The sequence below is a fragment of the Enterovibrio qingdaonensis genome (assembly GCF_028683135.1).
Lineage (GTDB): Bacteria > Pseudomonadota > Gammaproteobacteria > Enterobacterales > Vibrionaceae > Enterovibrio > Enterovibrio qingdaonensis.
Map to the genome: position 1 here is coordinate 410335 of NZ_JAJUBB010000003.1, position 22981 is coordinate 433315.

Sequence of the window (22981 nt, forward strand, 5' to 3'; positions counted from 1 at the left end):
ACAAGAAAAAACGTAAAGTGTGGGTCACTTCAATTTGCTAATTTCTCGCAAAATTTTTGTTTTCCTTCTGATCTCACTACCATTACCATTAGAGCCATAAAAACAATTCCCGCTTGCTCTTTGCTGGAAACTAAACTTCCGACTCAAAAGGAATTAAGTAATGCGTCGTTCAGCCTATATTTTTCTCTCGTTTCTTCTACCCGGCGTAGCATTTGCAAAAGACATCAATGAACTCGACACCTTGTGTGTTTCGCAGAAATACCACAATTACATTGATGCCTCGATCGGTTGGTACGAAAGTCTGGTCAATTTGTCTATTCAAAAAGACCCAAAATTACAAAGTGTGGCAACCTGGTTTCTTGAAGGACGCCGTAACCACTTTATGCTTAACGAAGCTGCATTTGATTATTATTTGGATAACGATCCAAGCAAGCTCAACTTCGATGCCCCTGTTGAGTCTTGGCTCAATCTGACACAAGAAGACGTTAAGGCACTGAGCCAATCGAACACGTCGCTAGCACCCCAAGCGGAGAAAGTCTTTAGTTTCCGCCAAGGCGCAGCACACAAAGGAAACTACGACCTGCGTTCGGCGTTGGCTGATCTACTCAGCCATCCAAAAGAAATCGAAGTTCCGCTTAAAAAATACAATGATGAAATGCAAAAACTCGCGGAAACAACCTGCGATAAAGCCGCATAATTCGCCGTTAGAAAAGCAGCATTCTTATGCTGCTTTTCTTTTCAAACCTTATAAAACATTGATTCCCCACCTATACCCGCACGAAAACTCAGTTGAATTTTATTCCCTCATCGTGTAATTCTTTCGCACCACTCTTTGAGAACGTACCCCGGATGGTTAAAGATACAAAGAAGGCAGAAGCGTCGTTAGAAAGCCTTCAACGCATTTTCACGGTTCCAGAAGCACCAAACTCAACACTTGGAAGCATCGAACAAGCAATTTCACAGAACCTGAATCGGTTTTTGCAAGATCACATTGCAGCGACGGATAGCTCCCTATCTGATATCGAACAAGATTTCAGTGACCCTTGTATTCCGGAGCAGCCAACGTTCGTCTCTGATCACACGGAGTTCCTTCTCGATAAGGTCGTTGCACAGTCAGTCCATACCTCTTCCCCAAGGTTTATTGGCCATATGACATCGGCACTTCCTTATTTTCTGATGCCACTGTCAAAAATTATGATTGGCCTGAATCAAAACACAGTGAAAATTGAAACGTCCAAGGCGTTCACGCCACTCGAAAGGCAAGTGCTGGGGATGCTGCACAATCTTATCTACGGGTGTTCTAAAGATTTTTATCAATCCTGCATGCACAGTGCCCATCATTCACTCGGGGCTTTTTGTTCAGGTGGGACAATTGCGAATATCACCGCGTTGTGGGTTGCTCGTAACAGCGCATTAAAAGCCAGTCACGGTTTTAAAGGGGTCGCCGAAGAAGGCATTTTTCGTGCAATGAAACACTACGGATACGAAGATCTGGCGATCCTCGTGTCTGAAAGAGGCCACTATTCTCTCAAAAAGGCCGCAGACGTGCTGGGTATCGGCAGAGAGTCACTAATCGCTATCCCAACAGACGAACATAACCGTATTTGTCTGGATAAACTGCAAGACAAAATTGACGACTTGAAAGCACGCAATATCAAGCCGTTTGCGCTAGTCGGCGTTGCTGGAACCACAGAAACCGGCAATATTGACCCTCTAGAAGCAATGGCAGATATCGCTGAACATGAAGGTATTCACTTCCATGTCGACGCAGCATGGGGTGGTGCAAGCTTGATGTCGTCAAATCAGCGACCAAAACTGCGCGGTATTGAGCGTGCAGACTCTGTCACCATCGATGCCCACAAACAATTGTACGTCCCAATGGGGGCCGGGATGGTGATTTTCAAAGACCCTACACTGGTTTCTGCGATTGAACACCATGCTGACTACATCCTTCGCAAGGGCTCAAAAGATTTAGGTAGCCATACACTGGAGGGCTCGCGAAGCGGGATGGCTATGCTGCTGTTCGCCAGCTTAAATATCATTGGCCGCCAAGGCTATGAACTTCTCATCGATCAAAGCGTTGATAAAGCGCGTTACTTTGCCGAGTTAATCCAAGCACAATCGGATTTCGAACTGATTACTGAACCCGAACTCTGCTTGCTTACCTATCGTTTCGTTCCAGAACTTGTTCAAAATGCGCTGAAAAAAGCAAATCAGGAAGAATTCGAACAGCTCCATGCGCTATTGAATGACTTGACGATTTTCATTCAAAAAAGACAAAGAGAAGCAGGCAACACCTTCGTGTCTCGCACAACATTAAAGCCCGAAAAATTTGCCCGCCGTGCAACCAGCGTTTTTCGCGTGGTACTTGCCAACCCGCTGACTACACATGACATTCTTCAGGAAGTGCTGGACGAGCACCGCGACATTGCAGCGCAGAGTACCATTGCATTGCCACAGCTAAACGCACTTGCGGATCGCATTTTGTCAACGCCTAAACGTTAGTCAACTCGAACAGAAGTGCCGCATCTCGCGGCACTTCTCGCTGCACTATATTTCATGCTTTCTAATCAATGACTACGCTAAATATCAGGCGTTGTTATTGAAGGTATTAAAGCATGCGGTCTCTGGGGTTTGATTTGAAAGCACTGGATGTGTTTGTCACGACGGCAAAGACAGGCAACATGACCGCATCCTCTCAACAACTCAATCTCTCACAGTCTGCTGTTTCCCAAATCCTCGGTAATCTAGAAGCGAATCTGGGCGTTAAACTACTGGACAGAAGTGTGCGCCCTATTGCACTCACAGTTGCGGGTCGCTATTTCTATGACCAATCGGTTCACCTACTCGAACAGGCAAATAAAACACAGAACGTCATTGCAAAGGGCAGTTTTAACAGCCTTCATCTGGTAAGAATTGCCATGGTCGACTCACTGGCCGCCACGGTCGGCAAACCTCTTATTGATGTCGTCAAAGCGCACACTGAAAACTGGTCAATGATGACGGGCTACTCTCACCTCCACCAGCATGGCCTAATGAGCAGAAGCATTGATATTATTATTTCTGATGATGTTCTCGAAAAAGAAGACAATTTAAAACGCCATCAAATCCTGAAAGAGCCGTTTGTTCTCGTTTTACCTCGTCAATACGTTAATCAACATCCTGAGATCTGCAAATCCCTGTTCGCATTAAGTAAACACTTGGATATGGTCCGATACAGCGAGCAAAGTCTAATCAGCCAAAGTGTCGAAACCTATCTACGTCAACAAGGCTTGGAAGTACCAAATCGCATGCAGTTTGACAACACATTCGCCGTGCTGTCAGCCGTGTCACAAGGTTTAGGTTGGACACTGACAACGCCATTGTGCTTAATGCAAGGTGAAGTGTTTCGCCATGAACTTAGTTGCATTTCTCTCCCTGAATCAGACACTTTCTTTCGCTACCTCACCTTGATCTCACGTAAAAATGAACTTGGCGAACTCCCTGAAAAGTTATCAGAAGGAAGTAGTAAGATTCTTCGGCAACATTTTCTCGCTAAGATCCGTCAACACTATCCTTGGCTGAACGAGAAAATTCGCATAGGAAAGTACGCCTAATCTCACACTATTAATAATTCTAATAATAGTGTCTTACACAGCGTGATTGTTGTGGCAGTTTTTTTGTTCCCTCCCCTACCTTATTTTCATGAGTTCGTTACCGATCGTCAGACTCTTGGAGTCAGCCATGTGCTTCAGTCTCCATCTACTATCGTTTGGTAATGGTATTGCGTTTTATAACTCACACTTTTGACTCTCTCTAACAGGGACCAGAAAGACGCAGGAGCGAATATGGATGCGCGCGAAGTAAAAACGGTGGCGGATGCCAAAGCCATCGTCGAAGAACGAAAACTCACACACGTTAAGGTTGGCCTTTTCGATAACGACGGCGTCATGAGAGGTAAATACATGTCCAAAGAGAAGTTTCTCTCCTCTCTGGACGGTGGATTTGCCTTTTGTGACGTCGTTTTGGGTTGGGACGTAAAAGACCAACTCTATGACAACGCAAAATTCACGGGATGGCACACAGGTTACCCCGATGCGCCCGTCCGAATTATTCCCGATACCTGCCGAGAAGTTCTGGATGAAGATGGCATGCTGTTGTTTATTGCCGAATTTGAAGGTGAAGCTGAATCAGTTTGCCCTCGCGCAACGCTGCGTCGGGTACTGGATAAAGCCGCAGACATGGGCTTCGATGCGTTTGCCGCCTTTGAATATGAGTTCTTTATTTTTGATGAAACCCCGCACTCTGCCAGAGAAAAAGGGTTTCGTAACTTAAAGAACATTACGCCCGACTGGTTTGGCTACTCCATGATTCGAAACTCCACCTATTCTGGGCTGTACAAAGCAATCCTCAGCATGGGTGAAACCATGGACTTCCCGATCGAAGGCATCCACTCAGAAACTGGACCAGGTGTTATTGAAGCGGCGATTGCCGTGGACGGTGCAAGTAATGCTGCTGACAAAGCCGCGCTCTTCAAAACCTACATGAAAGTGCTGGCACAGAAAAATGACATGATGGCGACCTTCATGGCGAAATGGACAAACGAATACCCGGGACAAAGTGGGCATATTCATATTTCGTTGAGGGACAAATCCACAGGCAAGAGTGCGTTTTATCAAGAAGATGCAGATCTCAACATGAGTGATGTCCAACGCCATTTCCTCGCGGGCCAACAACTGCTCATGCCTCAGTTCCTTTGCATGATTGCGCCGACAGTTAACAGCTATACGCGCATGATTCCCGGTTTCTGGGCACCGACAGATGCCACTTGGGGCGTTGAAAACAGAACTACGTCTCTTCGCGTCATTCCAGGCTCTGACAAGTCTCAACGTATTGAGTATCGCCTCGGTGCGGCAGATGCAAATCCTTATCTTGCCTTAGCAGCTGCGTTGGCTTCTGGCTTATACGGTGTTGAGCATAAGCTCGAGCCTCATGCACAAATTAAGGGTAACGCCTACGACATTGCCCATGCGGAAGAACTTCAGCTACCCCTTACATTATGGGAAGCCGCACAAACGTTCAAAGACTCCGAAGCGGCAAAAGCCATGCTTGGCGAAGCGTTTGTAGAGCATTTTGCGGCTTCACGTGAATGGGAAGAACGCGAGTTCAGAAAGCACGTCACGGATTGGGAACTCGACCGCTACTTCGAGATTATTTAGGGTCACCTGACGATTCAAACCCATCGATGCCGCACGTATTTATGTCGCAAATGATGGGTTCGTTAACTCAAGGTCAGATTTCGATATGTCACTAGCCTGCATGAAAAGGTGAGCAACATGGAACGTTTTCAGACAATTACGCCCGTTGATGGCAGCGTGTACGTAGAAAGAGAATTTGCCACACCAACACAAATTGATGAGGCGTTAGCGTTAGCGCAAAAAGCACAAACACACTGGCAGGATTTACCCTTAGAAACGCGACAAACATTGTGCCACGAAGCCGTTAAATGTTTTGTGTCTCATCAGGAAGCGATAGCAGAAGAAATCACGTGGATGATGGGACGACCTATCTCGCAAACGCCAGGTGAAATCGCAGGCTTTGTCGAGCGCGCAATGCACATGATTAGTATTGCACCCGAAGCCCTATCTCCTGTCTATCTCCCGGAAAAAGCGGGCTTTACGCGCTATATCAAACGCGTACCTCTTGGCACAGTATTCGTCGTTGCACCATGGAATTACCCCTATCTGACGTCTATCAACGCCATCATGCCCGCGTTATTAGCGGGTAATACCGTCATTCTTAAGCATTCTGCGCAAACGCCACTTTGCGCAGAGCGCTTGTTCGAAGCATTTCGAGAGGCAGGGTTACCCGACGGCGTTTTCCAATACTTGCACCTCACACATGCAGACACTGAAAACGTCATGCAGCATGAATCTGTGCGTCACGTGGCGTTCACAGGCTCAGTCTCCGGAGGAAAAGTCGTTGAACAGGCGATTGCAGGACGGTTTATCAGTGCTGGATTAGAACTAGGGGGAAAAGACCCCGCCTATATACGACACGATGCCAATATTCAGCAGGCCGTTGAAACGGTCATCGATGGTGCGTTTTTTAACTCGGGACAGTCTTGCTGCGGTATGGAGCGTTTATATGTTCACGAGTCAGTGTATGACGATGTCATTGACCTCTCTGCTGATCTAGTCAGGCAATACCAACTTGGTCGCCCAGATGACGCATCTACCAACATGGGGCCATTAGTACGCACTGCAGCCGCCGATTTCGTGCGTGGTCAGGTGGACGAAGCGATACGACAAGGCGCGATAGGCCTCATTGATGCCAGACACTTTCCCCAGAACCAACTTGGCTCGCCTTACCTCGCACCGCAACTGCTAGTCGACGTGGATCATTCAATGCGCGTGATGACCGAAGAAACCTTCGGTCCTGTATTGGGGATTCAAAAGGTCAAGGATGACAACGAAGCGTTGGCATTGATGAACGACAGCGAATTTGGCCTAACCGCCGCGCTGTTCACTCAAGACATCACCGCTGGTGAGCACATGGCGGACAAGGTTGAATCAGGAACGGTTTTCCTTAATCGCTGTGACTATCTCGACCCAGGACTCGCTTGGGTTGGAATTAAAAACAGCGGTAGAGGCTGTACCCTCTCGCAAATCGGCTTTGAACATCTCACCCGACCAAAGTCTTTCCATATTAAACACGGTTAGGAGCAAATCATGTCAGTGTCTATTTGGAATTATCCGACATCTATGTCTTGCGGTGTCGGCGCATTAAACCAACTGCCAACCACCTGTGAGAGCTTAGGAATAAAGCGTCCTTTGATCGTGACCGATCCCGGGATCGCCGCACTGCCAATGACTGAACACGCGCAATCATTGTGCGCGCATCAAGGATTATCCGTTGGCCTGTTTAGTGATGTTCAGGGCAACCCAACCGGAGCCAATGTGTTAGCAGGAAATAACGCATTCCTCGATGGTAATCATGACGGTGTTATCGCATTGGGCGGCGGCTCTGCCCTAGACTGCGCAAAAGCAATTGCGCTGTCTGCAAAGCAAACCGTTCCCCTTTGGGATTTTGAAGATATTGGTGACAATTGGACCGCAGCCGATGCGAGCAAAATCGCGCCTGTGATTGCTCTGCCAACCACCGCAGGTACGGGCTCAGAAGTCGGCCGCGCGTCAGTGATTACCAATGAAGACGAAAAACGGAAAATCATTATTTTCCATCCTGACATGCTGCCTAAACAGGTCATCCTCGATCCTGAATTGACGTTAGGCTTGCCACCACACATCACGGCTGCAACTGGCATGGATGCGCTGTCACACAGTCTTGAAGCCTTATGCTCACCTAGCTATCACCCTATGGCTGAAGGCATAGCCATCGAAGGCATTCGGTTGGTAAATAATTTTCTTCCTGTGGTATTTCAAAATGGCTCTGACCGTTATGCACGCATGCAAATGTTGGTAGCGTCGAGTATGGGGGCCACCGCTTTCCAAAAAGGGTTAGGTGCCATGCATGCCATCGCACACAGCTTGGGTGCAAGATACAACGCACACCATGGTTTGCTCAACGCGATACTAATGCCGTATGTGCTCAACGCTAACCGTACAAAAATCGAAGAGAAGATGACCCGACTATCCAGCTACCTAGCTCTGGAAGGAACAGGCACGGATGCCGTTCTGCATTGGGTACTTTCCTTGCGAGCCTCATTGGGCATTCCACACACACTGTCGGAAATAGGTATAGATGACTCAGAGGCGGCATTGATAGGCGATATGGCAGTCAAAGACCCTTCTGCTGGCGGTAATCCAATAGCATTTACTTCAGACCAATACAGTCAGATTTTCTCAGATGCAGTCCATGGGAAAGGGTTATAGAGAGGCCTTATGCGACTTGGCATTTTACTCTGTGACGATGTGAAGCAAGAGCTTCAGCTAACACATCGAAATTATCCCGATATGTTTACGGACATTTTGCATCGGGCCGAGCCGTCATTGGCATTAACCTTCTATCGCGTGATGGATTTCGAGTACCCCGCCTCGATAGATGAAAACGACGGCTACATCATCTCAGGCAGTCGCTATAGCGTTTATGACGATCTTCCTTGGATCAAGCAGTTTGAAGCGTTTGTCCGTGAACTCTATGAAAACCACATCCCCACCGTGGGCATATGCTTTGGTCACCAAATGATGGCGCAAGCGTTGGGCGGAGAAGTTACACGGTCGAATAAAGGTTGGGGAGTGGGCATTGCTACCAGCGAACTCACACAACCCGCAGCTTGGCTCAGCAACGAAAAAAAGAGCTTTTCTCTCGTCGTCAGCCACCAAGATCAGGTGTCACAGCTTCCTCGTGATAGTCAGACTTATGCCAGCAGTGAATTTTGCCCAATCGGTATGTACACGGTCGGTCAGCACTTTCTCGCGATTCAAGGTCACCCCGAGTTTAGCCGTGCCTATTCATTCGACTTAATGGAAGCGAGACGCGACAGAATACCTGAGCCAGTCATAGACGCTGGGCAGGACTCGTTAAAACAAAACTCAGACAGCGATGACGTCACACGATGGATGTTGGCATTCCTCGAACAAGCAAGGCGCAATGCTTAGGAAAAGCATGAATTTAAAAGGACAGGTGTAACTATATGGACTCCAAGCGACCGGCGGATGATGGCTCCTTAGCCTATCTCCCCTCATCACTCGCGGCTTATGTCAGGTTCGTCGAATCAATCAACTATTATGTCGGTAGATTTGCTATGTATCTGATTTTCGTGATGCTCGGCATTCTCATCTATTCATCAATCACCAAAACCTTCTTTTTGCCGTCGTTGTGGACGCTAGAAATGGCCCAGTTCATCATGGTCGCGTATTACATGCTTGGCGGCCCCTACTCAATGCAGTTGAACAGCCACGTTCGAATGGATTTGCTTTACGGCAGTTGGAAACCCCGCACGAAAACCCTCGTAGACTGCGTGACCATTCTTTTTCTCATCGTCTACCTCGCCGTGCTGCTCTATGGGGGGCTATCCAGCACCTCTTACGCGTTGGAATATGGCGAGCGAAGCTATTCAGCATGGCGTCCCTACATGGCCCCGATTAAAGTCACCATGTGTATCGCTATCTTTTTAATGCTGCTTCAAGCGACCGCTGTTCTTCTAAAAGACATCGCGCGTATGCGTGCCCCTCAAGACATTGAGGAGGCATCAAAATGAGTTATGAACTGATCGCCTTGCTCATGTTTTCTTCCATGATGCTGATGCTACTCACTGGGCAGCGCGTGTTTGCCGCTATCGGTGCTGTTGCTGTCATCGCGTCATTGCTTCTTTGGGGAGACGGTGGCTCTGAGATTGCCTTCGGTGCAGCCATGAAGCTGATGAAGTGGTATCCGCTGCTCACTCTGCCTCTGTTTATTTTCATGGGCTATATGCTGTCTGAATCGGGCATTGCTGATGATCTCTACAAGATGTTCCACGTTTGGATGGGGCCCATACACGGTGGACTCGCCATCGGCACCATCTTGCTCATGGTCGCGATTTCCGCCATGAACGGCTTGAGCGTAGCGGGTATGGCCATTGGTGCCAGTATTGCCCTGCCTGAATTATTACGGCGAGGTTATGACAAAATCATGGTCACGGGTGTTATACAGGCGGGTAGCTCGCTGGGCATCTTGGTTCCTCCCAGTGTGGTACTGGTTCTGTACGGCATGATCGCCCGTCAACCGGTTGGTAAACTGTGGCTGGCAGGTGTATTCCCCGGCCTCCTTATGGCCACCATGTTCATTATCTATATCGTGGTACGCTGTAAAATGCAGCCAGACCTTGGCCCAGCCTTATCCAAAGAAGAGCGGAATGTTCCCTTTCGCGAAAAGCTGAAGCTCTTGCAGGCAGGTATTCTCCCGCTGGCGATCTTTTTCTCCATGACTGGCCTTTTTCTGATGGGTGTCACCAGCTTGGTAGAAAGTTCGGCTGTCGGTGCTCTCGCCGCGACCGTCGCGGCCATTATCAAACGGAGACTCACCAAAGAGGTATTGGAAAACACGGTGAGGAAAACCCTCGCCATCAGTTGCATGTTTATGTGGATCATCCTCGCTGCGCTCTGTTTCGGTGCCGTTTTTGACGGCTTAGGCGCAGTAAAAGCCATAGAGGCATTCTTTGTGGACAGACTCGGCCTGACGCCATGGGAAATTCTGATCCTGATGCAGCTTTCTTACCTCATCATGGGCACCTTTTTGGATGACACAGCCATGCTGGTCATCGTTGCTCCTCTTTATGTCCCGTTGGTCAAATTATTGGGGTTCGACCTGATTTGGTATGGCGTGCTTTACACCATCACCTGTCAGATCGCCTATATGACACCGCCTTTTGGCTACAACCTATTTTTGATGCGCGCTATGGCACCGCCAGAAGTGTCCCTGAGCGACATCTACCGATCCATCGTTCCTTTTGTACTCATTATGATTTGCGCGCTGGCAATCGTTATGGCTTTCCCACAAGTTGCCTTGTGGCTGCCTGATTGGCATTACAGCCGATAGCGGATGCAGATTTAGGACGGAAACAAGGAAGCATCTCTTGGTAGATGCGTAAAGCAATTAGCTAAGTGAAATAAGGATACCGTTATGAGCAATAGACGCGACTTTCTAAAAAAGGCAGGTATTGTCAGTGCAGCGAGTTCAACTGCAATACTGGGCGCACCTGCCGTTGTTTCAGCGAAGGAACCTATCCGCTGGCGACTTCAAACTTATGCGGGCCCGGCTTTGGCTGAGCACGTAATTAAACCCGCTGTTGATGCATTTAACGTAGCAGCGAACGGCGAAATGATCATCGAGTTGTACTATGCCGACCAACTCGTTCCGACCGGTGAATTGTTCCGTGCCATGCAAAAAGGCACGATAGACGCGGTGCAAAGTGATGATGACTCCATCGCCGCTCCTGTCGATATTTCTGTATTCGGTGGCTACTTCCCGTTCGCAACCCGATACAGCCTCGATGTGCCTGTGCTGTTTGAAGAGTACGGACTGAAAGAAATCTGGCAAGAAGCCTATGGTGAAGTTAAAGGTGTGACGTGGCTTAGTGCGGGGTCATGGGATCCATGTCATTTCGCGACGGTTGACCCAATCCGCAGTCTTGAAGATCTCAAAGGCAAGCGTGTCTTTACCTTCCCAACCGCCGGACGCTTCCTCTCTCGCTTTGGTGTTATCCCCGTGACACTGCCATGGGAAGATATCGAAGTGGCGGTTCAAACCGGTGAGCTAGATGGTATCGCTTGGTCAGGTATCACCGAAGATTACACCGTAGGTTGGGCAGACGTGACGAACTATTTCCTCACCAATAATATTTCCGGTGCATGGTGTGGCTCATTCTTCGCCAATTCTGAACGCTGGGACGCCCTCCCCGATCATTTAAAAGTGCTCTTCAACATGATGATGGATTCATCACATTACTATCGTCAGCACTGGTATTGGGGCGGAGAGGCAAAACTCAGAACCGGTGGTACAAAAATGCAACTGACTACGATTCCTGATGAAGAGTGGCGCCAAGTTGAACTTGAAGCCTATAAGTTTTGGGATGAAATCGCCGAAACAAGCCCAAGGAATGCCCGTGTCATCGAGATCTTCAAAGAGTACTCAGGTGTCATGGAAAAAGCGGGGAAACCCTATCGCTATTCTTGAGCGAATTATAAATGGCAAAACGAAAAGGTGGCGTAGAATTGCCGCCTTTTTTGTTTTCTGTGCGTTAAAAATGAAAAAAACCAGTGCGATAGGCCAATACCGACACTGGTTTCCCTCGTATTTTAAGCTGACGGCGACTTAACCCCGCCCTCTCATTTATTTCCTTCAGCTGATAAAACCAAACAGAAAGAAATGAAAGTCTTTGGTTCAGAATCAGTCTGTAATTGGCGGCCTGCGTTACTGAATGATTTTGAACACAGGGCTAATTTAGTATCTGATGAATAAGAAAACTGTGAGGCTATCCAGAAAGTTCCCTTATTAATTATAGAGATGCAGTATTTTTGCGAGCCAGATTAAACCATGGAATCAATATCACACGACTTCACTACTTTCTCTTCATAAAGCTGTCACAAAATCCGTGGCACATTCTGGCCGTCCTAGCTCATATACACGCAACTCACGGATTTCACGTCTTTTTTCGTTCCATTTATGAATCGTCGACTCTCGCGATTGACCGCGCCCCATTTCGCTGAACAAGAAGCGGTCTACAGTATGATTGAATGCTTGCAAATCCATTTGCTCCTGATAAACAACCCCCATGTATTCAAATGCAATGGCTTTTTCCTTGTTACTGCCAACGACGGTAAATCGCTGCAATGTATCTAGCGCACCTTCAAGCTCACAATCGACAATTTTTGCCTCTGCTTCAAATAGCGCACCGTGAACACCATAGTTTGTCGCATAAGAACAACCATTGAGTATGACCATGGCGACCAGCAATAAGGCGTATCGTTTCATTCTATGTCCTTTTATTCCTTGCATTTTTGGAGTGCTGCATGAATAAATTTAGCAGCAATTTTCGCGCCATGTTCAATCGTCAACCATGCAAAACGACAAACTTTGTTTTTAATAATTCCCATTATCAGTAATTGAAGAATCTCTGCCCCTAAGCCACATTTTCACTATGTATCAATGACCCTGCTAGCAACAGAACGAAAATGAGGGGATCTAATGAAAATTGCCGTATTTAGTGCAAAATCTTATGACGAAATATCATTCAATGCGATGAACCAACGGTTCAACCATGACATCAGCTATTTCGATTTTCGACTGACAGAACAAACCGCCGCTTTGCTGAATGGATTTGACGCTGTTTGCGCCTTCGTGAACGACGACTTAGACGCCGCTGTGTTGAAGGAACTGGCGAGCCACGGCATAAAAGTCATTGCAATGAGATGTGCCGGCTATGACAAGCTGGATGTTAACGCTGCAAAAAGCTTAGGGATTCAGGTGATGCGTGTTCCTGCCTATTCGCCTGAATCGATAGCTGAGCACACCGTTGGGCTAATGCTGAGTTTAAACAGACATATCCATCGCGCTTATCAACGCACCCGAGACGCAAACTTCAATTTACAGGGCTTAACGGGGTTTAACTTTCATCAAAGAACCGCAGGCATTATTGGAACAGGTCGAATTGGTATTGCTACGTTACGCATCTTAAAAGGTCTGGGTATGAACTTGCTCGTGCACGATCCTTTCGAGAACCCTGACGCAATCGCGTTGGGCGCAAAATACGTGCCTTTGGATGAACTCTATGCACAGTCCGATGTCATTTCGTTGCATTGTCCTTTGTTTAAAGAGAACTACCACATGCTCAATACTGAAGCATTCAGTAAAATGCGGGATGGCGTCATGATCATCAACACCAGTCGTGGTGGATTGATTGACTCTCAAGACGCAATTGAAGCACTTAAAAGCCGCCGAATTGGTGCGCTAGGTGTGGATGTTTACGAGCATGAACAAGATTTATTTTTTGAAGATAAATCCAATGATGTGATTCAAGATGACATATTCCGTCGACTGTCAGCCTGCCATAATGTGTTGTTTACTGGCCACCAGGCCTTCCTGACCGAAGAAGCCCTGGGCAACATTGCAGAAACGACACTCACAAACCTTCAGGCTTTCGAGCGCGGTGAAACCTCAGGAAACGAAGTGATTTAGGCGAAGAATTCTCCCTTTTACTGCGTTTTCTTGTTTTTTTAAACGTGCGCCTTTATTAGTTCTCTATATTGTCTACAATAACGCGCTTTTTACTTATTACAGGTCAAGATTATGAACGACACTACTTCGCAACCAGCACTGCCAGATCGTCTGTCAGGTGATCCACGCAGCCCACACCACGTTGCTGAGTGTTTCCAACATGAAATCGGTATTCGCTTCAATGACAAAGAACGTTTCGACGTTGAGGAATACTGCATCAGTGAAGGTTGGATCAAAATCCCTTCACCTAAAGCATTAGATCGCCGTGGTCAGCCACTTCTGATCACGCTGAAAGGCAAAGTCGAAGCTTTCTACAAGTAAGCGTTTTTCCGCTTTCTTATAGAAAATGAAAAAAGGCAGAAAGTGTTACTTTCTGCCTTTTTTGATGCAACTGCTAAAAAGCGTGCCTTTTACCAAGAAAAGAAACCTACGGTCTCACACCCAGTTTCGCCAATCCGTTTTGTTCAAACATGGCTACTTCTTTCTTTTTCTTGCCAATTAACAATGGTTTGTCGTCATAGAAAAGAAAGTTTTTCCAATACTTCTTAAACATAACCCAACGCGTTTCAATCACATTATTTTTGTCATAACAAAAATACACCACGCTGTTGTCTTCCCATGGAAAATGGGCGACGAACTCGTCAGGCAGTTCCGTTTCTTCATCCCAAGCTGATTGCCAGTTAACCTCGCTTGACCAAACATCACGCATGATTGGCCAATCGCCTTTACCAAAATGATCCGGTGTCGGGCTTTGATTGCTGATGAAATCGCGCCACAACTGCGCGCCACGAGCCTCTGCCATCGGTTTGATTTCGGCGTAATCTTCTGATGATACTGGCATGGATTGGTGGGTAAAAATCCACTTGCGCTTGTAATCTTCCAGGGGAATGTAATTCATATCTCTCTCAAAAATTCGCGGGACTTAGTTACTTGAGTTAGTTACTTGCCCGCAAACATATAGCCTTCACCATGCACTGTAACGAACAGTTGCGGTTTCTTAGGCTCTACTTCAATCTTGTTTCGTAAACGTCGAACTAACACGTCGACCGTTCTATCATTTGGTGCATCAACACGATGGCTAATTAAGTTGAGTATCCGCTCTCGACTCAACACACGATTAGGATTCGAGGTAAACGCAACAAGCATTTCATATTCAGCTTTCGTCAATTTGACCGCATCATTGCCTTTGCTCAAGGCGCGACGGTTGATATCAAATGTCCAGCCGTTGAAGCTAACAATATTATCATCTTCTTGGCCTGAAGACGCTAAACGATGCATCTCTTTTTGCGCACGGGAAATACGCCATAGCAAGTTCTTCACCCGAACTTGTAACTCTCTGAGTTCAAATGGCTTTGTGACATAGTCATCCGCCCCCATTTCCAGCCCGACGATGCGGTCAATACTGTCGGTCCGTGCCGTCACGAGAATTATACCGACGTCAGACTTCCCCCGCAGCTCTCTGGTCAAACTAAGACCATCTTCACCGGGTAGATTCACATCAAGCAGCACCAAGTCAACGTGCTGCTGATTTATTATCTGATGCATCTCCTTGCCATCAGCAGCTTGGCTAACGGTATATCCTTGATTTTCAAAGTAACCACTTACCATTATCCGGGTGACTACTTCGTCTTCTACAACCAGTATGTGATGAGTCACTTAAAACCTGTTCATAAATCGTCATGATGGGCGCACTGTACCAGCAAAAATACCTGCAAAGTTGATTTATCTCATGGTTTTTGCACTTTCCTATCCGTTAGATAAATCACAGTTTTCACTACTCAGTGATATTTTTTTGCGAGTTATACACCAAATTTAGCCTTTTTGGCACATTTAGAAGCACATAATACTCTCGTCACGAAGAAAACCCACCCTCCATTCATATTCTGTTCACATCACCACTTATCCCATTCACTTTCATACCTAACCATATTCACATCCAATCGCTAACATGCGCGACTCGAAATAACGCATCAAAAACATGTAGCTATAGTGCGCTGGCTTGCTTTCCAACTTCGAATCGGGGAATGGGCCCAACACTAACTACGAAAACTTTTTATGGGTGTATCCATTTTTATGAAAAAGCTATTGCAAAAGCTGATGAAGCCAAGCGCAAAGTATCCAATCCTTGCGCTTGTTCTGGTCGGTGCTGTTATTGCGGTCGCCGGCGTGATCTCAATGAACAAAGCCTTCGAAGTTTTCTCTTCCACTGAGTTCTGTACCTCTTGTCACACCATGCAACAGAACTATGAGGAATATAAGCAATCTATCCACTACAGCAATGCGAAGGGTATCCGCGCAGAATGTGTGGACTGTCACCAACCAAAAGATTTCGTTGGTAAAGTAAAACGTAAGATGGGTGCGGTTACTGACCTGTACCACCACTTCATCACCGGAAAAATCGATACGCCTGAGCAGTTTGAAGAGCACCGGCTTGAGCTCGCCCAGAAAGTATGGGACCGCATGGCGGACGAAAACTACAAAACATGTACGACTTGTCACTCATATGACGCGATGGATCACAGCAAGCAATCTGTTCAAGCAATGAAAGAGATGATCCCTGCTGCAAAAGAAAACATGGCGTGTGTTGAGTGTCACAAAGGTATTGCACACGAACTGCCAAACATGGCGGGTGGCTTCCGTAAGACGTTCGAAACACTAAATGCAGATGCGATCGCTCCTGCTGGCGCGAAGAAACTTTACTCACTAAGTGAGAAGAGCCTGTTCGCAACCGCAGATGCCAGCGGCAAAGTTGAAGGCCAGCTACTACCAGCGTCCGAAGTTGACGTGATTGGCGAAGAAGGCGACATGCTGAAAGTTCGCATTCAAGGCTGGATCGAAACTAACGGTAAAGGCCGCGTAATGACCGAGTACATGGGTAAACGTGTATTCAAGGCAACCGTTCGTGGCGACGTGAAAGCAAGTGAAACCGTCATTTCTGAAGAAATCGACCCTGCAACTAACATGGCTTGGAAACAAGTAGCGGTTGAAGCGTACGTAACCAAAGACGGCATGCTGGACAGCATTGAGCCTGTATGGGATTACGCATCAGAAATGTACGCGTCTTCTTGTAACTCATGTCACGCTGCTCCTGCACCAGGCCACTTCACTGCAAATGGCTGGATCTCAAGCCTGAAAGCAATGAGTGCATATTACCGCTTGAGCAAAACTGAAGAACGCACACTGCTGAAATATCTGCAGAACCACGGTAGCGATACCGGCGGTGCAGGTCAGCACTAAGTAAAAAATTAAAGCGGCAGGCGCATCAGCGCCTGTCTTATCGACTTTAAATTTATAAGGATTCCTACATGGCGACTGAAAAACTACAAGGCATTACCCGCCGTCGTTTTCTATCAGGCATGTTGACCGCCAGTGCTGGTGCCGTAATTGGCAGCAGCCTTCTGGCGCCTCGCACGGCTATGGCCGCGACTGATGCGAAAAGCACGTTCTCTGGCGACGTAATTCACGGTTCACACTGGGGTGCATTCCGCGCGAAAGTGGAAAACGGCATCTGGATTGACACCGTTGCGTTCGAAAACGACCCGCACCCAACCGCAATGCTGAGCGCGGTTCGAGAAGTGGTTTACAACCCATCTCGTGTTAAGTACCCAATGGTTCGTCTGGACTGGCTGAAGCACGGTTGGAAATCTGACACGACACAACGTGGTGATAACCGCTTTGTGCGTGTGCCATGGTCACAGGCTCTGGACTTCTTCCACCACGAGCTAGAGCGTGTTCAAAACACTTATGGCCCAAGTGCACTGTACGCTGGCCACTCTGGCTGGCAGTCGTGCGGTAAATTGAATACCGCGGGTACTATCATGCAGCGCGCTATCAGCCTGCACGGTACGTACCTTGCGAAGATCGGTGACTACTCCACCGGTTCTGCGCAAGTTGTTCTGCCTTACGTTGCTGGTGCAATGGAAGTTTACGAACAGCAAACGTCATGGCCTCTGGTTCTGGAAAACGCGAAAAACATCGTTATCTGGGGTTCAGACCCAATTAAAAACCTGCAAGTTGGCTGGCTGATCCCTGATCACAGCGTATACGGTTACTACCAGCAACTGGCAGATAAAGTGAAGTCAGGCGAAATCAACGTTATCCACGTTGACCCAGTGAAGAGCCAATCTTACAAGTTCTTCGGTGGTAAGCAGGTTCCAGTTAACCCGCAAACTGACGTTCCACTAATGCTAGCGATTGCTCATACCCTGTACACTGAAAAACTGTACGACGAGCAATTCCTTGCTGACTACACCACAGGTTTCGACCAATTCGTTCCTTACCTGACCGGTGAGAAAGACGGCGTTGCGAAAACACCTGAGTGGGCAGAGAAAATCTGTGGTATCCCAGCTGACGAGATTCGTGAACTGGCACGTACCATGGCAAGCGGCCGTACTCAAATTATCGCGGGCTGGTGTTTGCAGCGTATGCAACACGGCGAGCAGTACGCATGGATGATCGTTGTTCTGGCAGCAATGCTGGGCCAAATCGGTCTGCCAGGCGGCGGCTTCGGTTTCGGTTGGCACTACAACGATGCAGGTACAATTACCTCTGCAGGTCCACTGATGTCTGGTTTCAGCTCAGTGACTGGCGTTGAGCCAATTCACCAAGGCAGCTACAACGGTTACTCGACCTATATTCCAGTAGCACGTTTCGTTGACTGTATTGAGAACCCTGGTAAAACCATCCAGTTCAATGGTCACAGCGTGAAGTTCCCACACATGAAGATGGCTATCTTCTGTGGTAACAACCCATTCCACCACCACCAAGATCGTAACCGTATGATCGAGGCGTGGCGTAAGCTTGAAACGGTTGTGAGCGTTGAGCACCAGTGGACTGCGACGTGTCGCTTTGCAGATATCGTTCTGCCAGCAACCACGACTTACGAGCGTAACGACATCGAGCAGTTCGGTAACCACTCGAACAAAGGTATCATCGCGATGAAACAAATCGTTGAGCCTATGTTCGAATCGAAAGATGACTTCGATATCTTCCGTGAGCTATGCACCCGTTTTGACCGCGAAGAAGCGTTCACCGGTGGCAAGACCAAGATGGAATGGATTGAAGAGATCTACAACGGTGCGCGTCTGCAAGGTCGTGGTATCGGCGTTCGTATGCCTAACTTCGTTAAGTTCTGGGAAGAAGAGCAATTCGTTTCATTCCCTGAAGGTTCTGAGTGGGTACGTCACGCAGCATTCCGTAAAGAACCGGATCTGGAGCCATTGGGCACCGCAACCGGTCTGATCGAGATCTACTGTAAGACTATCGCTGACATGGGTTACGACGACTGTCAGGGCCACCCAATGTGGTTCGAAAAAGTTGAGCGTAGCCATGGTGGCCCTAAGTCGAACAAGTTCCCGCTGCACATGCAAAGCTGTCACCCGAACTACCGCCTGCACTCGCAGCTGTGTTCGTCTGACGACTTCCGCGGAACTTACGCGGTACAAGATCGTGAACCTGTATACATCAGCACTGCTGACGCAAAAGCGCGTGGCATCGTGTCTGGTGACATCGTTCGCGTATTCAATGACCGTGGTCAAGTTCTGGCAGGTGCTGTTGTAACTGACGACTACAAGTCAGGCGTATGTCGTATTGAAGAAGGCGCATGGTATGCACCGCTTGAAGGCGGCAAACCAGGTACCCTTTGTACTTACGGCGATCCAAACGTTCTGACTGTAGATATCGGTACGTCGAAGCTGGCTCAAGCAACCTCTGCACACACTGCACTGGTTGAAATTGAGAAATACACCGGCCCAATTCCTTCAGTAACAGGCTTCAGTGGCCCTACTGAGATTGACGACGTAAACCCACTGTTCCCAGCGATGGATATCGCATAAGAGACAGTGAGAAGAAAAAGGGCAGCCTAGCTGCCCTTTTTTACTCTAACTTCTATACACTTATATAGACTTATTACACTTATAGGTTCTATATCCAAGCCGCTTCTGATGACAGACAGCTTGGCTATACACTCTAACGCTTCTCGAAAAACGGAATGATAATGCAAGAATTTATTGCCATTAACGAACAACGCGCCGAGTTCTATTGGTGGATGTCTTCACTGTTTGCAACGGAATTGACCCAGCAAGATCTGGACAATTACCATGGCGGTGATATGGACAACTACTATTCTGTATTGGCCATGACCGAAGAGCTGAAAGCCCCAATCGCAGAGTTTCGCGATACCTTGGGTCGATTGAAGCTACGTGAAGATGCACAGCTTGAGTTGTCAGCAGACTTTTGTGGCTTGTTCCTGAGCACACCGAAGACAGGTGCCCTTCCCTACGCATCCATGTATATCGGTACAACTGGCTTGCTAAACGACAAACCTGCACAGGAAATGGCTGCGTGGATGAACCAATACGGCATCGCACAGCGCAAAGACTTCAATGAACCATTTGACCACTTAGCGGTTCAGCTCGATTTTATGGGTAACCTTGTCATTCTTGCTAACAAAGAAGAAAGCGAAGAAAAACAAGAAGCGATGATGCAAGAACAAGGTCGCTTTTTAGAGACCATGCTGATGCCTTGGTTAAGTCAATTCCAAAAATCGGTGAATGATTTTGACCGTTTTGGTTTCTATAAATCTGCCGCTAATCTGCTGGCAGCATTCGTCGCTTTGGATGTCGCGTTTTTGAAAGGCGAATAAACTTAAAACTGGCAGACTAGAAAGCCGGCATTGCCCGGCTTTTTTTATTGCTGAATAAGAATGTGGTCGATTTTTAGTGAAGAAGAAAAATCGCACGATAACTGGGTGTTATACCCACACTCGATTAGGTTGACCCGCATCAAGCTTATTTACGCCGTAACGATAGAATAATTGCGACACTGCGTAACACCCAGTAAACTGTGAACGCAAGCGTTTGGCATTGAGAAATTAGGCATTGTTGCATGGGTACTTTCAGACGCTTCACTGTCTGTCGTTCTTCGCATTTGCAGACAGGCATTTCAATACTCAACACGCAATAGAGCAAGGGTTAACCACCTTTGCATCTTAAACGAATTTAGTACGCCGCTTTAGATAGCGGCGTAAACATGTTAAGCAGCCGAAACTGACGCTGCTAAAGAAAACGATAAGAAGATTACAATGGCAACAATTAAAGACGTCGCACGACTCGCCGGTGTATCTACGACCACAGTTTCGCACGTGATCAATAAAACACGTTTTGTGGCAGAAAACACAACCAAGAAGGTATGGGCCGCCGTCGACGATTTGAACTACGCGCCAAGTGCTGTTGCGCGAAGCCTGAAGTGTAACTCGACGCGCACTATCGGTATGCTGGTCACCAAATCCACTAACCCATTTTTCGCCGAAGTTGTTCATGGTGTAGAAGAGTATTGCTACAACGAAGGCTATACGCTGATCCTGTGTAACACTGAAGGTAACATTGCAAAACAACGCGACTATCTGCGTATGCTTGCGGAAAAGCGTGTTGATGGTGTTTTGGTCATGTGTTCTGACATCAGTGAAGAGTTGTTGGCTCTCCTTGAAAAGAAACAAGACTTGCCAATGGTTGTTATGAACTGGGGCACTGAGCACGTTAATACCGACTGTATTCACGACAATGCCGAACTAGGTGGCTACTTAGCAACCAAATTCCTGATTGATAGCGGCCATAAAGACATCGCATGTATCTCTGGTCAACTAGACCGACTTACATGTCAAACTCGCTTATCTGGATTTCGCAAAGCGTTGGAAGAGGCAGGTCTGCAGGAAAATCCAGAATGGATTGTTGAAGCGGATTTTGAATGTGACACTGCTGTTGAAGCCGCGAAAAAGCTACTGGCACAAGACCGTCGTCCTACCGCAGTATTTTGTTTTAACGACATCATGGCACTGGCAGCAATCAGTACATTCCGTCAAGCTGGTTTAGATGTTCCTAACGACATTTCTGTCATTGGTTATGACAATATCGATTTGGCGGCGTTCTTCTCACCACCGTTGACAACGATACATACGCCGAAAAATCGCCTCGGCAAAACGGCAATCAAACTCCTGCTTGAAAGGCTGGTCAATAAAGACAGCGAACAACAGGTCTTTGAGATGCAACCCGAGTTAGTCGTGCGTAGTTCAGTTAAGAACCTTAACGACAAATAGGCGACCTCTCTCCTATCGAACGACATAGACCCGAGTCCTTGTACTCGGGTCTTTGTGTTTGTGAGTCACCCATCGACTCACTTATTTCGAACTCGGCTCTATTTGACTTACACAATGCCTATTTTTAAAGGCATTACTGCCTTTTTTTCTTCCTCCTGAATCTAACGAAAACCACCGCTATTTCAGTGATTACGCTCGAATGTCTGGCAATCAGGCCAATGCATTTCTGAACCAAGATCACACTTTGAATGGCTAGTATTAACGACAAATTTACTTAATTGAGTTAAGATAACTGCGTCAAGAAAAAGGCAAACCATCGCGAAAGCGTGGGACGCAAAGCTTCCGGCCTTCCATCTTCAACAAACTTGTTGTGATGTGGTAGCGGAGTTACCGATGACGTTAGCATTCTCCTCCAGATAGCATCTGGCACTAGACAATTCATTGAATTCGTCCCGCTACGTTAATCCCCCTTGACCAATAGTCTTACAACGTCACGTTTGAGAATGAGTCATATGGATAAGCCAACTTTAAAAAACACACTTAAGTTTTTTGAATCTTTAGGAAAAATCAAATCGCGTTCGATGTTTGGTGGTTTTGGCGTGTTTTGCAACGAAACCATGTTCGCGCTAGTGGTCCACGACCAATTGCACCTTCGCGCAGGCCAAGGGAATGAAGTTGAATTCATAAAACTTCAGATGCAGCCTTACGAATATAAAAAGCGCGGCTTCCCCGTCGTGACAAAGTATTACGCTATTCCTGAGTGTTGGTGGGGGCAGCCTAAAACGCTCATGGCGCATGCCGTTAAAGCACTTGAGATTGCCCGCGAAGACCAACATGAAAAAAAGACCGCCGTCCCAGCACGTATAAAAGACTTGCCCAACCTAAGGCTCGCTACCGAACGAATGCTGAAAAAAGCGGGTATCGGGTCCGTTCAAGAGTTGCAAGACACGGGCTCTGTAGCAGCCTTCCAAGCACTGCAAAAGTCTCACAACGACTCAATCAGCCTTGAAATGCTTTGGGCGTTAGAAGGCGCGATTGAAGGTAAGCACTGGTCCGTGATTACCCCACAACGTCGCGATGAGCTTTTAGAGCATCTTCACCCTTAATTTATCGTTAACTGGAACTTAAACTCCCAACGCGGCTCAAACTTAGAGTTGGGAGTTAAAATTGTCTCGACCACACCTCTAGCGCACT

At 47.4% G+C, this 22981-nt stretch carries 20 protein-coding genes and 1 riboswitch; of the genes, 17 read left to right on the forward strand and 3 right to left on the reverse strand.

The window, feature by feature from the left end; translation table 11 throughout:
- The first annotated feature begins 160 nt into the window (after positions 1 to 160).
- The 10 genes from LRP49_RS06695 (at position 161) to LRP49_RS06740 (ending at position 11655) form a co-directional block, all read left to right on the forward strand.
- Positions 161 to 697, forward strand: a complete 537-nt coding sequence (locus LRP49_RS06695) for a hypothetical protein (protein ID WP_274141115.1) — start codon at positions 161 to 163, stop codon at positions 695 to 697.
- 152 nt (positions 698 to 849) lie between these two features.
- On the forward strand, positions 850 to 2505 hold the full coding sequence (panP, locus tag LRP49_RS06700) for a pyridoxal-dependent aspartate 1-decarboxylase PanP (RefSeq protein WP_274141117.1): 1656 nt from the start codon (positions 850 to 852) through the stop codon (positions 2503 to 2505).
- A gap of 113 nt (positions 2506 to 2618) precedes the next feature.
- On the forward strand, positions 2619 to 3596 hold the full coding sequence (locus LRP49_RS06705; RefSeq protein WP_274141118.1) for a LysR family transcriptional regulator: 978 nt from the start codon (positions 2619 to 2621) through the stop codon (positions 3594 to 3596).
- A gap of 231 nt (positions 3597 to 3827) precedes the next feature.
- Positions 3828 to 5198, forward strand: coding sequence for a glutamine synthetase family protein (locus LRP49_RS06710; RefSeq protein ID WP_274141119.1), 1371 nt, complete (start codon positions 3828 to 3830; stop codon positions 5196 to 5198).
- Positions 5199 to 5315: 117 nt separating this feature from the next.
- Positions 5316 to 6701 (forward strand): aldehyde dehydrogenase family protein, encoded by a 1386-nt coding sequence (locus LRP49_RS06715; protein ID WP_274141120.1) that lies wholly within the window; start codon positions 5316 to 5318, stop codon positions 6699 to 6701.
- A gap of 9 nt (positions 6702 to 6710) precedes the next feature.
- Positions 6711 to 7871, forward strand: a complete 1161-nt coding sequence (locus LRP49_RS06720) for an iron-containing alcohol dehydrogenase (protein ID WP_274141122.1) — start codon at positions 6711 to 6713, stop codon at positions 7869 to 7871.
- A gap of 9 nt (positions 7872 to 7880) precedes the next feature.
- Positions 7881 to 8597 (forward strand): glutamine amidotransferase-related protein, encoded by a 717-nt coding sequence (locus LRP49_RS06725; protein WP_274141123.1) that lies wholly within the window; start codon positions 7881 to 7883, stop codon positions 8595 to 8597.
- A 35-nt stretch (positions 8598 to 8632) separates the two neighbouring features.
- A complete protein-coding gene (locus LRP49_RS06730; protein ID WP_274141124.1) occupies positions 8633 to 9199 on the forward strand; it encodes a TRAP transporter small permease subunit in 567 nt (188 codons plus the stop codon).
- A complete protein-coding gene (locus LRP49_RS06735; protein WP_274141125.1) occupies positions 9196 to 10518 on the forward strand; it encodes a TRAP transporter large permease in 1323 nt (440 codons plus the stop codon). The genes LRP49_RS06730 and LRP49_RS06735 overlap by 4 nt, the downstream gene beginning before the upstream one ends.
- An 84-nt stretch (positions 10519 to 10602) precedes the next feature.
- Positions 10603 to 11655, forward strand: coding sequence for a TRAP transporter substrate-binding protein (locus tag LRP49_RS06740; RefSeq protein ID WP_274141126.1), 1053 nt, complete (start codon positions 10603 to 10605; stop codon positions 11653 to 11655).
- Positions 11656 to 12051: 396 nt separating this feature from the next.
- Here LRP49_RS06740 and LRP49_RS06745 read toward each other — a convergent pair whose 3' ends face one another.
- Positions 12052 to 12453, reverse strand: coding sequence for a hypothetical protein (locus tag LRP49_RS06745; RefSeq protein WP_274141127.1), 402 nt, complete (start codon positions 12451 to 12453; stop codon positions 12052 to 12054).
- Positions 12454 to 12666: 213 nt separating this feature from the next.
- On the opposite strand from LRP49_RS06745, the gene LRP49_RS06750 reads away from it, so the two are divergent.
- Together LRP49_RS06750 and LRP49_RS06755 are read left to right on the forward strand one after the other, a co-directional pair.
- Positions 12667 to 13656 carry a 2-hydroxyacid dehydrogenase gene (locus LRP49_RS06750; RefSeq protein ID WP_274141128.1) on the forward strand — a complete coding sequence of 330 codons (990 nt, stop codon included), beginning with the start codon at positions 12667 to 12669 and terminating at the stop codon, positions 13654 to 13656.
- A 111-nt stretch (positions 13657 to 13767) separates the two neighbouring features.
- Positions 13768 to 14016, forward strand: a complete 249-nt coding sequence (locus tag LRP49_RS06755; RefSeq protein ID WP_274141129.1) for a DUF3297 family protein — start codon at positions 13768 to 13770, stop codon at positions 14014 to 14016.
- A gap of 106 nt (positions 14017 to 14122) precedes the next feature.
- On the opposite strand, the gene LRP49_RS06760 is transcribed toward LRP49_RS06755, so the two are convergent.
- Together LRP49_RS06760 and torR are read right to left on the reverse strand one after the other, a co-directional pair.
- Positions 14123 to 14593 (reverse strand): DUF2947 domain-containing protein, encoded by a 471-nt coding sequence (locus LRP49_RS06760; RefSeq protein WP_274141130.1) that lies wholly within the window; start codon positions 14591 to 14593, stop codon positions 14123 to 14125.
- A 41-nt stretch (positions 14594 to 14634) separates the two neighbouring features.
- Positions 14635 to 15351, reverse strand: a complete 717-nt coding sequence (gene torR / locus LRP49_RS06765) for a two-component system response regulator TorR (protein ID WP_274141131.1) — start codon at positions 15349 to 15351, stop codon at positions 14635 to 14637.
- 417 nt (positions 15352 to 15768) lie between these two features.
- On the opposite strand from torR, the gene torC reads away from it, so the two are divergent.
- The 5 genes from torC (at position 15769) to LRP49_RS06790 (ending at position 22893) form a co-directional block, all read left to right on the forward strand.
- Positions 15769 to 16932, forward strand: coding sequence for a pentaheme c-type cytochrome TorC (gene torC / locus LRP49_RS06770; RefSeq protein WP_420791526.1), 1164 nt, complete (start codon positions 15769 to 15771; stop codon positions 16930 to 16932).
- 68 nt (positions 16933 to 17000) lie between these two features.
- Complete coding sequence (torA, locus tag LRP49_RS06775; RefSeq protein WP_274141133.1) at positions 17001 to 19529, forward strand: trimethylamine-N-oxide reductase TorA; 2529 nt, start codon at positions 17001 to 17003, stop codon at positions 19527 to 19529.
- Between the two features lie 161 nt (positions 19530 to 19690).
- Positions 19691 to 20338 (forward strand): molecular chaperone TorD, encoded by a 648-nt coding sequence (torD, locus tag LRP49_RS06780; protein ID WP_274141134.1) that lies wholly within the window; start codon positions 19691 to 19693, stop codon positions 20336 to 20338.
- A 438-nt stretch (positions 20339 to 20776) separates the two neighbouring features.
- On the forward strand, positions 20777 to 21787 hold the full coding sequence (gene purR, locus LRP49_RS06785) for an HTH-type transcriptional repressor PurR (protein ID WP_274141135.1): 1011 nt from the start codon (positions 20777 to 20779) through the stop codon (positions 21785 to 21787).
- A 297-nt stretch (positions 21788 to 22084) separates the two neighbouring features.
- Positions 22085 to 22182: riboswitch (cyclic di-GMP riboswitch) on the forward strand.
- Positions 22183 to 22299: 117 nt separating this feature from the next.
- Positions 22300 to 22893 (forward strand): TfoX/Sxy family DNA transformation protein, encoded by a 594-nt coding sequence (locus tag LRP49_RS06790; RefSeq protein ID WP_274141136.1) that lies wholly within the window; start codon positions 22300 to 22302, stop codon positions 22891 to 22893.
- Positions 22894 to 22981 lie beyond the last annotated feature (88 nt).